The organism is Actinoplanes italicus, from assembly GCF_003001815.1.
Taxonomy (GTDB): Bacteria; Actinomycetota; Actinomycetes; order Mycobacteriales; family Micromonosporaceae; genus Actinoplanes; species Actinoplanes italicus.
The window spans coordinates 18611-32522 of sequence record NZ_PVMZ01000019.1 but is presented as its reverse complement, the minus strand read 5'-3'; the positions used below and the strand labels follow the sequence as shown (position 1 = coordinate 32522).

General features: G+C 69.9%; 14 protein-coding genes. 8 read left to right on the top strand and 6 right to left on the bottom strand.

Annotated elements, in window-relative coordinates; translation table 11 throughout:
- Positions 1 to 36 precede the first annotated feature (36 nt).
- Positions 37 to 549, top strand: coding sequence for a hypothetical protein (locus tag CLV67_RS51305; protein ID WP_170154132.1), 513 nt, complete (start codon positions 37 to 39; stop codon positions 547 to 549).
- Positions 550 to 997: 448 nt separating this feature from the next.
- Here the strand turns inward: CLV67_RS51305 and CLV67_RS36185 are convergent, their stop codons facing one another.
- Positions 998 to 2026 (bottom strand): hypothetical protein, encoded by a 1029-nt coding sequence (locus tag CLV67_RS36185; protein ID WP_203737453.1) that lies wholly within the window; start codon positions 2024 to 2026, stop codon positions 998 to 1000.
- 122 nt (positions 2027 to 2148) lie between these two features.
- On the opposite strand from CLV67_RS36185, the gene CLV67_RS36180 reads away from it, so the two are divergent.
- The 6 genes from CLV67_RS36180 (at position 2149) to CLV67_RS36155 (ending at position 8014) form a co-directional block, all read left to right on the top strand.
- On the top strand, positions 2149 to 2952 hold the full coding sequence (locus tag CLV67_RS36180; protein ID WP_106326730.1) for an inositol monophosphatase family protein: 804 nt from the start codon (positions 2149 to 2151) through the stop codon (positions 2950 to 2952).
- Between the two features lie 36 nt (positions 2953 to 2988).
- Positions 2989 to 3453, top strand: a complete 465-nt coding sequence (locus CLV67_RS36175) for a (2Fe-2S)-binding protein (RefSeq protein ID WP_239166656.1) — start codon at positions 2989 to 2991, stop codon at positions 3451 to 3453.
- Positions 3450 to 5432, top strand: coding sequence for a xanthine dehydrogenase family protein molybdopterin-binding subunit (locus tag CLV67_RS36170; protein ID WP_146169422.1), 1983 nt, complete (start codon positions 3450 to 3452; stop codon positions 5430 to 5432). The genes CLV67_RS36175 and CLV67_RS36170 overlap by 4 nt, the downstream gene beginning before the upstream one ends.
- 4 nt (positions 5433 to 5436) lie before the next feature.
- Positions 5437 to 5895 (top strand): MarR family winged helix-turn-helix transcriptional regulator, encoded by a 459-nt coding sequence (locus CLV67_RS36165; protein WP_239166655.1) that lies wholly within the window; start codon positions 5437 to 5439, stop codon positions 5893 to 5895.
- A gap of 4 nt (positions 5896 to 5899) precedes the next feature.
- Positions 5900 to 6838 (top strand): GlxA family transcriptional regulator, encoded by a 939-nt coding sequence (locus tag CLV67_RS36160; RefSeq protein WP_106326726.1) that lies wholly within the window; start codon positions 5900 to 5902, stop codon positions 6836 to 6838.
- A 267-nt stretch (positions 6839 to 7105) separates the two neighbouring features.
- Positions 7106 to 8014 carry a sulfotransferase domain-containing protein gene (locus CLV67_RS36155; RefSeq protein ID WP_106326724.1) on the top strand — a complete coding sequence of 303 codons (909 nt, stop codon included), beginning with the start codon at positions 7106 to 7108 and terminating at the stop codon, positions 8012 to 8014.
- 303 nt (positions 8015 to 8317) lie between these two features.
- On the opposite strand, the gene CLV67_RS36145 is transcribed toward CLV67_RS36155, so the two are convergent.
- Positions 8318 to 8920: a TetR/AcrR family transcriptional regulator gene (locus CLV67_RS36145; RefSeq protein WP_106326720.1), complete on the bottom strand. Its 603-nt coding sequence runs from the start codon at positions 8918 to 8920 to the stop codon at positions 8318 to 8320.
- A 74-nt stretch (positions 8921 to 8994) separates the two neighbouring features.
- On the opposite strand from CLV67_RS36145, the gene CLV67_RS36140 reads away from it, so the two are divergent.
- Positions 8995 to 9930 carry an LLM class F420-dependent oxidoreductase gene (locus CLV67_RS36140; RefSeq protein ID WP_106326718.1) on the top strand — a complete coding sequence of 312 codons (936 nt, stop codon included), beginning with the start codon at positions 8995 to 8997 and terminating at the stop codon, positions 9928 to 9930.
- Here the strand turns inward: CLV67_RS36140 and CLV67_RS36135 are convergent.
- From CLV67_RS36135 to CLV67_RS36120, 4 genes are read right to left on the bottom strand one after another with little or no spacing between them, the layout of a single operon-like run.
- Positions 9923 to 10597: a cupin domain-containing protein gene (locus CLV67_RS36135; RefSeq protein WP_106326716.1), complete on the bottom strand. Its 675-nt coding sequence runs from the start codon at positions 10595 to 10597 to the stop codon at positions 9923 to 9925. The genes CLV67_RS36140 and CLV67_RS36135 overlap by 8 nt on opposite strands.
- Entirely contained in the window at positions 10594 to 11481 is an 888-nt protein-coding gene (locus CLV67_RS36130; protein WP_106326714.1) for a DUF6807 domain-containing protein, read from the bottom strand. Before CLV67_RS36130 ends, CLV67_RS36135 begins: the two co-directional genes overlap by 4 nt.
- The gene (locus CLV67_RS36125; RefSeq protein ID WP_106326711.1) at positions 11478 to 12554 is read right to left on the bottom strand and encodes a Gfo/Idh/MocA family protein; all 1077 of its coding nucleotides are present in this window, start codon (positions 12552 to 12554) and stop codon (positions 11478 to 11480) included. The genes CLV67_RS36130 and CLV67_RS36125 overlap by 4 nt, the downstream gene beginning before the upstream one ends.
- Before the next feature lie 59 nt (positions 12555 to 12613).
- A complete protein-coding gene (locus tag CLV67_RS36120) occupies positions 12614 to 13900 on the bottom strand; it encodes an ABC transporter substrate-binding protein (RefSeq protein WP_203737451.1) in 1287 nt (428 codons plus the stop codon).
- Between the last annotated feature and the right edge of the window lie 12 nt (positions 13901 to 13912).

Here is a 13912-nt window from a genome sequence, read left to right as displayed (position 1 = left end):
GGGTCACTCCCGGGCGTCCGCCGGCGCTTCGGGGGTATGAACCGGTGCGGTTGGCTGAGAATCGGGTTGGTTACACGCCGGGTCGGCAACAGCGCCTCCCACACCAGCAAGGTCGTCCTCGACAACACCGGACCGGCGATTACCGGCATCGCCCCCGGACACCGGGCTCTCGTGCGGGGCAAGACCATCCGCACCACCGTGTACGCCAACGACGGATCCGGCATCCGCGACGCCTACCTGCACGGGGCCTATTCCGTCAGTAAGGGCCCGTACACCATCAACGCCTCGGCCGGCCCGGACGGGCTCCGAACGCTGACCTGGGCCGTCACCGACCGGCTCGGCAACACCTCCCGGATGAGCCGCACCGTTGTCGTGGACAACACCCGGCCCACCCTGAAGCTCACCAAAGCACCGAAGAACGGCGCCAAGGTACGCGGCACGGTGAAAATCACCGCGTCGAGCTGCTCATCAACGGCAAGGTCGTCGCCAAAGACGTCACGGCCGGATACACCTTCTCGGTCAACACCAAGAAGTACGGCAAGAAGATGAAAGTCCAGCTGAGGGCGTACGACAAGGCCGGCAACCCGACCGTGACCACCACACGCGTCTGGCGGCGGTGACAACCCAGCCAGGCCCGGGTCAGGCCCCATCTCCGCCACCGCTCCCCGCATACCTCAGACCGGGTTCCCCTCCGCCAGAGTGAGTGTGCACAGGCTCGCGCGCACCGACCGTCGCACACGGCTACTCTGGAGCGCACCGGTCAGATCCATACTTGACTCCGGCCAGGGCTCGCGGGCGAACCTTCCCCCGTCATCCACCCATCCTGACCGGTCGGCGCTCGAGTCATGCGGTCCGCATCTGAGGGCGGATCTCCTCGTGCAGCGGCTGCGGAGTTCCGCTGGGGCGAGCTTGATGCTGATCTCCCAGGCCTTCACTGCTTGTCTTGGCATCTGGCCGACTTCTGGATTCGGCGGCAGCCGTGGGATGTGTCTGCTGTTCACTCCCGGGCGTCGACCTTAGCGGGCGTGTCCCGTACAGCCGATGGCCTTGGTCTGAAAATGATCGCGATCGGCCACAGAATCAGCACCAGGACCGCGAGGACCAGATATTCGGCCATCGGTACGCGCAGCAGCTCATGCAGGTGCTGCAGGCCCCGGTTCCAGTACACGAGCGACGCGCCGGCCAGCCAGGCGGCGGCGAGCAGCCAGCGGGTACGGGCGCTGAGGCCGAGCCCGTGCATCTGGGTGATCACGAAGACGGCGAGGAAGCCGAAGAGGAACCGCGGCCAGGCGCCGTCGGGACCGGAGTTCATCACCGCGACGAGGGTGCCGTGGACGGCGACCATCAGTTCGAGGCTGATCGTCCACCAGCGGTTGGTGTGTGCGGTCGTGAAGAACAGGCTGCTCTGCAGGAGCAGCAGGAACATGTAGAAGAAGCCGATCAGGTGGCCGCTCGTGGTGACCATCGGGTGGTACCAGAAGGTGTAGATGATCGCCCAGCTGAACAGATAGCCGTGGTATCGGCGGGCGAAGTCGATCACAACGGCGGGGATCGGGGCGGGCTTGCCGGCGACCAGTCCCCGCCGTCTGTTCTCCATCAGAAGAACGAACACGAGGAGGAGTACGACCGAACCCTGCGAGCTGAAGATCGAGACGTCCTGGGCCAGGCCGTCGTACCAGAGCTGCGACTGCAGCACGTGCAGGGCGATGAAGCCGAGGTTCGCGCCGATGGCGATCACGTTGACGCGTTTGAGCCCGCGGGTCCACTGCCGGCGGCGGGTCTGGGCGTAGTAGATCAGCCCCCACGACACGATCTGGTGTGCGGCGTAGCCGAACCACGCCGACAGCCGGCTCCAGGCCGTTGGTTCGGGGAGCTGCCACTCGTACCAGGCCGCGCCGCTGTCCGGGAGCAGGGTGACGTCGTCGAGGCTCTGGCCGGCCAGCCACACCAGGCCGGTGAGCAGCGCTACAGCGGGGACACCCCAGAGCAGGACGCGCTCGCTACGGACCGTCGAGTCGTTGACCACGCGGGCAGTATGCCTGATGTTCAGCAGGCTGAACAATGCGTGTTCATCGATGGGAGCGAGCCGGTTGGAGTGGGGCGGTCCGCGGCTCGACGGCTCGGGCACGGTCGGCTTAGGTGGAGGTCATGCCCGACAGCGACCTGCAGTTCGCGATCCGCATCGCCCGCCGTGCCGGTGAGGTCATGAAGAGTCATCTCGGCGCGTCCGCCGAGACGAAAGCCGACGGCACGCCCGTGACCCGCATCGACAGGCAGATCAACGCCATGGTCGGCGACGCCGTCCTGGCCCGTGGGGACCTCATGCTCGGCGAGGAGGACGCCCATCACACCGGCGCCACGGCGGGCCGGTTGTGGGTCTGCGACCCGATCGACGGCACGTGGTTGTACGCGGCCGGGGTGCCGGCATCGGTGTTCTCGCTGGCACTGGTCGAAGACGGTGTGCCCGTTCTCGGCGTCGTGAACGATCCGTGGACCGGCCGGCTGATCCACGCCCGGTCAGGCCAGGGCGCATTCGTCGACGAGCGGCGCACCACCGTGAACACGGCCGGCGATGTCGCCGGCGCCTGCCTGGTCCTGATGGGCAGGCGGGTGCCGGCCTTCGACACGGTTCGCCTGTTCGCCCAGGCGCTCGAGGCCGACGCCGCCGTGGTGACCACCGGCTCCGCCGTTCACGACGCGGTCATGGTCGCGCTGGGATTCGCGGCGGGAACGGTGTATCCGTACACCTCGCCGTGGGACATGGCCGCGGCCGCCGTCATCGTCACCGAGGCCGGCGGCCGGATCTCCGACCTGAACGGCGCGGCTCAGCGCTACGACGGACCGATCAACGGTGCGGTGATCAGTAACGGGCGGGTGCACGACCAGTTGGTCCGCATGGTCGCCACGGCCTCGAACGGTAGGCAGTACGACGCGAACCCTGATATTCAGTAGGCTGAACGATGCGTGTTCATCGATGGAGTGGGGGCGGTGCGGGTGCCATACCGGTTGCACGTCAACGGAAGACGGCAGGTGGTGGACGTTCCCGGCGACACACCACTGCTGTGGGCGCTGCGTGAGGATCTAGGACTGACCGGGCCCCGGTACGGCTGTGGCGTCGGCGCCTGCGGGGCGTGCGTGTCGCTGATCGACGGCACGGCACAGCGGCCCTGCGTACAGACCGTCGAGGACTCCCGGGGTTCCCGGATCACCACCATCGAGGGCCTGTCCGAGCACGGTGACCACCCGGTGCAGCGGGCCTGGCTCGAGCTGGACGTGGCGCAGTGCGGCTACTGCCAGCCCGGCCAGATCATGACCGTGGTGGCGCTGCTCGCCGAGAATCCGGACCCTACCGACACCGAGATCGACGAGGCGCTGCGCGACAACGTGTGCCGCTGCGGCACCTACCCGCGGATCCGGGCCGCGGTCCGGCGGGCCGTGGAGCTGACCCGATGATCACCCGGCGCGGTTTCCTCACCGGCGCCCTCGTCGTGGCGGTCCCGATCCCCGGCGGAACCGCGCCGGCGGGGACGGAGCTCGCCCCGACCGTCTTCGTGCGTGTGGACCGGCGCGGGCGGGTGGTGGCCACGGTTCCCCGTCCGGACACCGGCCAGGGCGTACGCACGATGGCCGCCGTCCTGGTCGCCGAGGAGCTCGCGATCGGCGTCGACGACGTGACCCTGGAGCAGGCGCCCGGCGACACGGCCGCCTACGGTTCACAGGCCGTCGCCAACTCCACCTCCAGCCGGGTCATCGCCCAGCCGCTGCGCTCCGCCGCCGCCACGGCCCGCTGCCTGCTGATCGCGGCCGCGGCCGCCCGCTGGGCCGTGCCCGCCGAGGAGTGCACGGCCCGCGACGGCCGGGTCCGGCACCCGTCGCACCGGCCGCTGCCCTACCGGGACCTGGTCGTCGCCGCCGCCGCGATCGACCCGGCCACGGTGCCGGTCACCCTGACCCCGCCCGAGAAGTGGCGGCTCATCGGCAGGACCCGCGCGGGCCGGGCCGACGCCCGCGACATCGTCACCGGCCGTGCCCGCTACGGCGCCGAGTCCGCGCCCGACGGCAGCCTGATCGCCGTGGTCGCCCGGCCGCCGTGGATCGGCGCCCGGCCGGAGACCGTGGACGACACCGCGGCCCTGGCCGTGCCGGACGTGGTCGCGGTCGTCCGCCTCGACCCGCCGGCCGCCGGGCAGGGCGGGATCGCGGTCGTCGCCCGGTCCATGCACGCGGCGCTGCGCGGCCGGGCCGCCCTGACCGTGACGTGGAGCGGTGGCACGCCGGCCGCGGACAGCAGGGTCTGGCTCGACGAGCTCGAGGCGGCACTTCCCGCGGTCCCGGGCACGCCCGACCTGCAGCGCGTCGTCCGGCTGCCGCTGCTCGCGCACGCGCCGATGGAACCGATGAACGCGACCGCACACGTCACCGGGAGCGCGGTGAAGGTCTGGGCGCCGGTGCAGGATCCGGGTGGCCTGCGCAACCAGCTGGGCGCGACGGCGCAGGTGTTCCCGACGCTGGCGGGCGGCGGTTTCGGGCGGCGCATCGAGACGGACGCGGTGATGGAGGCGATCGCCTGCTCCCGGGCCGTCGGGCAGCCGGTCTCGGTGCGGTGGACGCGCGACGACGACACCCGGCACGACTCGTACCGGCCGATGTCGGTGCACCGGCTCACCGCGACGCTCGACGCGACCGGGATGCCGACCGGCCGTACCCACCAGGTGGTGACGTGGCCGTTGACCGTCAGCCCGCCGTTCGCCAACCCGATCGTGGTCCGGGCCAGCGGCGACCACTTCCCCTACACGGTTCCCGGCACGGTGTCGGTGACGCTGCGGCCCGCCCCGCTGCGGACCGGGTTCTGGCGGGCGGTCTACGCGGGACAGTTCGGCTACGCCGAGGAGTGCTTCCTCAGCGAGATCGCCCGACGCGGCGGCCACGACCAGGTCGAGTTCCGGCGGCGGCTGCTGCCCGCCGACTCGCGTCTGCGCCGCGTTCTGGACGCGGCGTCCGCGCGGGCCGGCACTGGTGACCTGGGGGTCGCCTGCCATCTCGACTACGGTTCGGCGATCGCGGTGATCGCCCGGGCCGACCCGGGCGCCCGCCGGGTGCTGCGGGTGACGGCGGCCGTCGACGTCGGCATCCCGGTCCACCCGTCCGGAGTGAAGGCACAGGTCGAAGGCGCGATCCTGGACGCCGTCTCGACGGTGCTCGGTGCACAGGTGACGGTCCGCGACGGGGCGGTCGTGCAGTCGTCGTTCCGGGACTACGCGTGGGCGCGGATCACCGACTGCCCGGAGATCGAGGTGATCGTGGTGCCGTCCGAGGCGCCGATCGGCGGGCTCGGTGAGCTGGCGTTCCCGCCGGCCGCCGCGGCGATCGCCTCGGCGCTGGCCGCCGGCGCACCGGTCACGGGGATGCCGGTCGGAGTCCCGGTAGGGTGACCGGGTGCAGGGCGACGAGAAGACGGTGGCGGACGAGACCGATCGGGTCCGCGCCGACGTCGACTCCTGGCCGACCGGACGCCTTCTGTCGGTGGCCGCCCGCATGGTGGAGGGTCGTTTCGACCGGTTCCTCGCCGGGCTCGGCCTCACCCACGCGGGGCTGATCGCGCTGCACCACCTGGCCGGTGGACCACTATCGCAGCGCGAGCTGGCGCACCTGTGCCGGGTCACCGATCAGACGATGAGCCGCACCATCGAGCGGCTGGCGCGGACCGGGCACGCCGACCGTACCTCCGACGACCGGGACCGCCGCCGCACCGTCGTCACGATCACCGGCGAGGGCACCGAGGCGCTCGCCGCGGCCCGCACCGAGGAGCAGCGCTCGGAGCATCTGCTCGGTGCGGTCGAGGACTACCACCACTTCCGCCGTCAGCTCATCACCCTGATCTCGCACAGCGGCTGAGCCCGTGCACCGCGTCGCCCTGCCCGTCACCGACGGCACCCCGCTCTACGAGCTGGCCGCCGCCTGCGAGGTGTTCGGCGCCGACCGGCAACTCGCCGGCACCTGGTACGACCTGATGATCTGCGGCGAGGACGGCGCCGCGGTCGGCGGCTGGCTGACCGCGGGGGTGTCGCGCGGGCTGGAGGCGCTGGCCGAGGCGGACACCGTGATCGTCACCTCCTGCCGGGACCCGGAGGAGCAGCCGGCGCCGGCGCTGGTCGAGGCGGTCCGCGCGGCCCACGACCGGGGTGCGCGGGTGGCGTCGCTGTGCACGGGCGCGTTCACCCTGGCCGAGGCCGGGCTGCTGGACGGGCGCCGGGCGACCACGCACTGGGCGCACACCGAGCTGCTGCAGTCCCGCTATCCGTCGGTGACGGTCGATCCGGGTGTGCTCTACATCGACGACGGCGACGTGCTGACCTCGGCGGGTAAGGCGGCCGGCATGGACCTGTGCCTGCACATCGTGCGTACCGACCACGGCACGGCGGTGGCGAACGCGCTGGCCCGCACCCTGGTCGTGCCGCCGCACCGGCAGGGCGGCCAGGCGCAGTTCATCCCGGCGGCGGTCGGGCACGGCCGCAACCACGTCCTGTCCGGAGTGATGGCGTGGGCCGCGGACCGGCTCGACCAGCCACTGTCGGTGCGTGACCTGGCCCGCGAGGCCGGGATGAGCTCCCGCAACCTGGCCCGGCACTTCCATGCGGTCACCGGCAGCAGCCCGCTGCGATGGCTGCACGATCAGCGGGTACGCCGCGCGCAGGAGCTCCTCGAGGTCTCGGACCTGAGCGTCGAGCAGATCGCGGCGCGCACCGGCATGGGCACGGCCACCACGCTGCGCCGCCACTTCAGCCAGCAGCTCGGTGTGCCGCCGGAGGCGTACCGCCGCACCTTCCGTACCGCCTGACCAGCCACGTCAACCTGTGAATTCATTCAGGTTCTGAGGGTCCGTGACGCCGCAGGCTCACGATCGTTCTCGCTGGTGGAGTGCTGTTCCCCGCAGCCCGGTGACGGCGAGCCACAGGGCCCTCCCAGCTTCTTCCCAGCCCGGAGGTTGTATCCAAGACGAGATCCTCTCGTAACGATGTCAATGTTCTTGTAAAGTCCTCGTACCGCACGACGGCGTGCGCCTGCCGGCCCGTCGTACCCGTCAGGCAAGGAATTGGAATAGACGATGCTCAATCGCACCGTGATGTTCGCCAAGCAGCACTCCCCCGATTCCGTGCGCGTGGCCGTCCGGCGGGCGATGCTCGGGGCCTACAACACACGGATGCGTTTGACCGTCCCGGTCGCCGACCGTTGCGAATTCACGAACATCTACCACTGCGCAGTGCGCAAAACAGCCAGCCAGTGGGTCAAGTCGGTGTTCAGCGACCCGATCGTCTACCGCCATTCCGGCCTGGTCACCTACGACCCGCGCTACTACGCGTGGAAGGACCCGCGGGTGGTCCCCCCGAACCGGATCGGCCTGTCGCTCTACTTCCCGCACAAGCGCTACCTGAAGATGCCGAAACCGGACGCACACCGGGCCTTCTTCGTCTACCGCGACCCGCGTGACCTGCTCGTCTCCAGTTACTTCTCGACCAAGAACTCGCACACCCCGATGGGCGACGTGCTGGAGGTCCGCGCCGTCCTGAACGAGAAGTCGAAGAAAGACGGCATGCTCTACCTGATCGGGCATCTGACGAAGAAGGGCATGTTCAACGCGGTCCGTTCCTGGGTCGAGGCGCCGCCGACGGAGAACGTCCGGCTCATCCGCTACGAGGACCTGACCGGCGAGGACCAGATCGCCGAGATGGAGGCGCTGCTGCGGCACTGCGGAATCAACATCCCGGAGGCCGAGCTCGAGACACTGCTCGACAAGTACAGCTTCTCCCGGATGAACGACCGCAAGAAGGCCGGCAACGTGTCGCACTACCGCAAGGGCAAGTCGGGCGACTGGCAGAACCATTTCGACGACGACATCGAGCAGGCATTCCGCCAGGCCACCGGGAACCTGCTGGACATTCTCGGCTATTCGAGCACGGACCCGGAGTTATCGACGGTCTCCGGCACGACGACCGACCACCCCGTGAAGATCTAGGCCCCCTCGAAAAGTCATCCCTGGATGACGAGGAGCACGACGACCACGCCGGGCTAGCGTGAGATTTCGTGACGGAGGGAGCAGGACATGGCGAAGAAGTCGAAGAAAGCGAAGAAGGACAAGAAGTCCAAGAAGGACAAGAAGAAGTGATCGAGCGGGGCCGCCGGAGGTGAACCGGCGGCCCCGCTCGGTCGTTCACCGTCCGGCCCGGACGGATCACGGGGTTCATCGGCACGGTCCAGCTGCCGCCGGCCGTCGTGGCGCATGCCCGCATGACCTCAGCCCGCCGGTGTCACCGCGGTGTCACCGCATCCGAGGGCTCGGGTGAAGGGTTCGCGCCGCTTCGACGGCACGAGCCGCGATCGTGTCGACCGAGGTGTCGTTGCGGGCGAAGAACCCCTGGGAGTGGAGCGTGGCGTAGCCGTGCGCCACCGCGATCGAGGCCTCGAGCAGCAGGACCGTGTCGTGGTAGGAGGCGGTCTCGGTGGCCGCGGCCAGGTCGAGCATGGTGGTCATCAGGGCGCGGGTGTGCTCACGCCGGGCCTCGTCCGCGACTTCGTAGAGCTCGGCGGCGTAGATGACCGGCAGGCCGGCGCCCGTGCGGGTGACGAACCTGACATAGGCGCCCGCGGCGGCGGCGAGCCGCTCGGCAGGGTCGTCGCCGGCAGCCTCTGCGGCGGCCAGGATCGCGGCGTTCAGATCGCGGGCGGCGGCCGCCGAGACGGCGCTGAGCAGATGGTTGCGGTCGGGAAAGTGGCGGTACGGCGCGGCGGAGCTGACCTCCAGCCTGCGGGCCACGGCCGCCACGGAGAAACGCTGGAGCCCCTGTTCGGCGAGCAGGTCGAAGCTTGCGGCGATCAGCGCGGCACGCAGATCGCCGTGGTGATAGGCCCGATTCGCTCCCACGCTTGCCTCCGTGTAAGTAGGCTCTTACATTAGCAAGTGAGAACCCTCTTACATCAAGCACGACGGAGGCACCGGTGACCATCCGACTCGGCTACCAGATCCCCAACTTCAGCTACGGCACCGGAGTGGAGAACCTCTTCGACACCGTCGCCACCCAGGCCCGCGAGGCCGAGAGCAACGGCTTCGACACCGTGCTCGTGATGGACCACCTGTACCAGCTGCCCGGCATCGGCGCGCCCGAGGAGCCGATGATGGAGGCCTACACGACGCTCGGCGCGCTGGCCTCGGTCACCTCCACGATCCAGCTGTCGACGCTGGTCACCGGCAACACGTACCGTAATCCGGCCTTTCTGGCCAAGACGGTGACCACGCTGGACGTGGTCTCCAAGGGCCGGGCCGTCCTCGGCATCGGCGCCGGCTGGTTCGAGCTCGAGCACGACGCGTACGGCTTCGAGTTCGGCACCTTCGGCCAGCGCTTCGAGCGGCTCGAGGAGGCGCTGAACATCATCACGCCGATGCTCAAGGGTGAGACCGCCTCGCTCGACGGCAAGTGGTACACGGCCCGTGCGGCCATGAACAACCCGCGGCTGCGCCCGCACATCCCGGTGATGCTCGGCGGTCAGGGCGAGCAGAAGACGTTCCGCCTCGCGGCCCGGTTCGCCGACCACATGAACATCATCTGCGACATCGACGACCTGGCCCGTAAGGTGTCGGTGCTGCGCGAGCGCTGCGAGGAGATCGGCCGCGACCCGTCTACCCTCGCCACCAGCTACCTGATCATGGGCATGGTCGGCGAGACCGAACAGGAGGCCAAGGAACTCGGCGAGACGATCCCGGCGGACCGTCGCAACCGGGCCTTCATCGGTACGCCGGACCAGGTGGCCCAGCAGATCCAGGAGCGGGTGCTGGGCGCCGGCATCGACGGCATCACCATCAACCTGATCCGCAACGGCCACCGTCCCGGCGTCGTGGCCTCGGTCGGCCAGGCCCTGAAGCCGCTGGTCAAATAACATCCGTGACGTCGTAGGCGCCGAGCCGGCCGCACATGCCCCAGCGGCGCGGGTCGCTCGGCGCCGCGGCGCGCAGGCCGGATCGGCGCAGGTGATCTCCGTCGCCCTGCTCCAGCGCGTCGACCAGGTCCACGGCCCGATCGGTGGCCGCCTCGACGATGGCACGCCAGCCGCCGAGCGCGGGCCTGACCAGGGCGGCCGCGGCCTCGTAGAACCGCTCCAGCGGCTCCGGGTCGCCCTTCCCGGCGGCCTCGACCAGCTGCTCGAAACCTTCCAGCGCCAGGTCACGGCGTCGGCGTACGGCCAGGTCAGGGTCGCCGTCCAGCCGTGCGGCCGCCCGGTAGCGCTCCGGGTCGGCGACGATCTCGGCCGGAAACGTCATGACGGCGTCCCCGGCCTCGGGCAGCCCGGCGTTCGACATGATCACGACTACGTCCAGGTCACCATGGTTGACGGCGCGATGGATGGTGCCGGGCGTGAACCACACCGTGGTCCCGGCGGACAGCGGCGTCTCCCGCAGCCCGCCGCTGTCCAGCGTCCGCAGCAGCCCGGAACCGCCGATCACCACGTACGCCTCGGTCGAGACGGTGTGCAGGTGCGGCGTCCCGCCGTGCTCGGCGTAGACGGCCAGCCTGGTCAGCGACGTTCCGCCGGGGAAGGTCGTCACGCCAGCGCCTCCGCTCCCAGCGCGGCGAGTCTCTCGGTGCCGGCGTCCCCGTGGTCACCGTCGGCGATCACGACGGCGTAGCGGAACGCGACGGTCTCCTCGTTCCCGAGGTCCAATTCCTCACTGAAGAACGGGGCGGGATTCAAACAGGCGAATTCTTCGGTACGGGCGAACCAGCGCGGCGGGTGATGCGGATTGGCCGAATCGTCCACGACCACGATCGTCGAGGACCGGTCCACCCCGTCGTGCCGGCCCCGGAACGCGAACCACGGCCCCCGCGTGCCGCGCAGCTCGTCGCCGCCCACCCCGTCCGGTGACTGCAGGACGCCGCCGGTGAACGAGCGCGGCCCACGCCAGAACAGCCCGCCGTAACCGGCGTTCTCCCGGCCCTTGGTGGTCGGCGAGCCGAACGCCAGCGACTGCCCCGCCACGTTGGTCATCGTGGTGGCGAACGTCAGCACCCAGCTGACGTCGTCGGCCACCGACCAGGTCAGCGTGCGCCGCTCGGTCAGGACCGGATCGCCCTGTTCGGAGATCCAGTCGAGCCGGTGGCTCAGCTCCGCATCGGTGAGCGTGTCCAGGCCGCGGTGCAGGGCGCTGCCGTTGTTGGGTTTCTGCACGTAGAACTGCCCGTGCACGTAGGTGGGGCCGCCCCAGAAGTTGTGCTCGCCGACGTGCGGCAGCGACCAGGCGATGCCCTTGTGCCAGACGTGGTCGTGCGGGCGGAACAGCGAGACGACGTCGCCGGCCAGGGTGCGGATCGGATGCAGGTACGGCTTCGGCGACTCCAGCCGCGGGGTGTCGGGCGCGTAGACGTACGAGAAAAGGGGTGTCGTCCCGGAGGAGACGGTGACCGAACGGCCCAGCAGGTGCTCGACCGTCAACGTCCTGCTCCGTTCATCGCGGTGGCGAAGGGATGCTCCGGGCCGATCTCGCCTGCCCGGACCGGATGGCCGTTCGCCGCCGAGGCGTAGAGGGCGGCGATGAACTCCATGGTGGTACGGGTGTCGGGCAGCGAGACCGGCGGCGCGGTCCCGGCGTCGAGCGCGTCGAGAACGGCGGCGAGCTGGTCGGTGTGCCCGCTGACCGTTTCCGATCGTCCCTCGTGCCAGCGCTCGGTGAGGTTCTCGTGGCCGGGTACCGGTGTGATCGTCCAGTCGGCGTCGCGGTACCCGTAGAGGTGCGTCAGCTCGACCGTGGCCCGTTCGAAGTCGAACCGCAGCGTCGACGTCTGCCGCGGCGAGATCACCGAGTTGACCACCGAGGCGAGCGTGCCGTCGGCGAACGTGACCAGGGCCATCGACACGTCTTCGGTCTCCACGTCCCGCGCCCGGCGAGCGGTGACCGCGGTGACCTGCTCCCAGCGGCCGAGGATGGAGAGCAGCAGGTCGAACTGGTGGATACCGTGGCCCATGGTCGGGCCGCCGCCCTCGGTCGCCCACTTGCCGCGCCACGGGACGCGGAAGTAGTCGTCGTCGCGGTACCACCGGGTCTCGCAGGTGGCCAGCAGCGGCCGGCCCAGCTCACCGGCGGCGATCATCTCGCGCAGCCGGTGCGCGCCGGTGCCGAAGCGGTGCTGGAAGACGGTCGCGACGTGCGCGCCGGTGCGCCGGGACGCCTCGGCGAGGACGTCCATCTCGGCGAGCGACAGTGTCGGCGGCTTCTCCACCAGCACGTTCGCACCGCCGTCGAGGCATTTCAGGGCGAGGGGGGTGTGGGTGGCCGGCGGCGTGCACAGGTGCACCAGATCGATCCGCTCCCGCTGCAGCAGCTCGTCGAGCGTGGGGTGGACCTGCGGGATGTTCCACTTGGCGGCGAAGTGCCGGGCCAGTTCGGAGTTGACGTCGACGACGGCGACCGGGGCGACACGGTCCGCGTGATCGAGCAGAGCCTGAGCGTGTACGGCTGCGATCGCTCCGGCGCCGACGATCGCCGCGCGATATCGGGGTTGAGACATGGCTCCCTTTGCGGGCCGGCCCGCGCCGCCACGGTGGGCGGCGCGGGCGTGGATCAGAGTCAGGCGGCGTCGATGCCGGCCTGCAGTTCCTTGATGAAGCTCTCGGCCGCGGCCTGCGGGGTCTTGCGCTCGAACAGGACCTCCTCGGTGTGGCGCTTGAGGATGGCCTCCACGTCACTGGCACCGTTCGGGGTGACCCGCGGCGCCTCGCCGACCTTGACCGAGTCGAGGAACTCGGCGGCGGCCTTGTCGGTGCCCGTGAGCTTCCCGGTCAGCGCGGTGCGGATCTTGGTGTTGGCCGGGATGCCCCGGTCGGTGAGCAGCACGTCGGCGGCCTCCTGCGTGTTGGCCAGGAAGTTGACGAACGCGGCCGCCTCGGCCGGGTGCTTGGAGCGCGACGAGATCGACCAGAACATCGACGGCTTGTAGTAGGCGCCGGGCGACGTAGCCGTACTCTCGCCGGGGATCTTGAGAAGTTTGAGGTTCTGGCCGGAGGCCTTGGCCAGTGAGGTGAGCTGGCTGTTCCACCAGGTGCCGAAGACCGACTTGTTGGTGGCGGTGCCGGACTGGTCGAGGCCGGCGCCGGCGCGCTCGACGCTGACCGACGCGGACGGGGCGATGCCCTGCTTGGACAGGTCGAGCAGGTACTGCCAGTACTTGGCCAGGACGTCGGCCGGGATGGCGACCTTACCGTCGGGCGAGTAGAGCGAGGCACCGTTCTGACGAGCCCAGATGTTCACGCCACCGATGTCGAAGCCCCACGACTGGACGCCGGTCACCTCGCCGTTGCTGGCCTTGGACAGCTCGCCGCCGATGCGCTTGAGGTCGTCCCAGGTCCACTTCGAGTCGTCCGGGACCGCGACGTTGTACTTGGCGAGCAGGTCGGTGTTGGCGACCAGCGAGTACGTGGTGACGCCGGTGGGCAGGCCGTACTGCTTGCCGTCGATCGCGCCCGTGGCCAGGGCGTTGGCGTCGAAGTCGGTGGTGCTCAGGTTCTTGCCGGCGGTGCCGAGGTCGAGCAGCGCGCCGCGCTCGGCGTACGAAGCGAGGTACAGCTCGTCCATCTGGATGACGTCGGGGGCGTCGTTGGCGGCGACCGTGGTGGCCAGGCTGTCCCAGTAGCCGTTCCACTCCTTGAACTCACCCTTGATGGTGATGTTCGGGTGGGACTTCTGCCACAGGTCGATGACCTGCTGGGTGCGCTGGTGCCGGGCGTCCGAGCCCCACCAGGTGAACCGCAGCTCGATCTTGTCAGCCGTCAGGTCGCCGTCGGCCTTGCCGCCGCCACCGCCGCCGCATCCGGCGAGCATCAGTGCGGCGGCAACTCCTGCGATTAGTTTCTTCACGTTGTTCCTCCG

Excerpts from the sequence above, each read along its gene's own strand:
- CLV67_RS36155 (WP_106326724.1), top strand. The coding sequence starts at position 7,106 with ATGCTCAATCGCACCGTGATGTTCGCCAAGCAGCACTCCCCCGATTCC.
- CLV67_RS36170 (WP_146169422.1), top strand. The coding sequence starts at position 3,450 with ATGATCACCCGGCGCGGTTTCCTCACCGGCGCCCTCGTCGTGGCGGTC.
- CLV67_RS36180 (WP_106326730.1), top strand. The coding sequence starts at position 2,149 with ATGCCCGACAGCGACCTGCAGTTCGCGATCCGCATCGCCCGCCGTGCC.
- CLV67_RS36125 (WP_106326711.1), bottom strand. The coding sequence starts at position 12,554 with ATGTCTCAACCCCGATATCGCGCGGCGATCGTCGGCGCCGGAGCGATC.
- CLV67_RS51305 (WP_170154132.1), top strand. The coding sequence starts at position 37 with ATGAACCGGTGCGGTTGGCTGAGAATCGGGTTGGTTACACGCCGGGTC.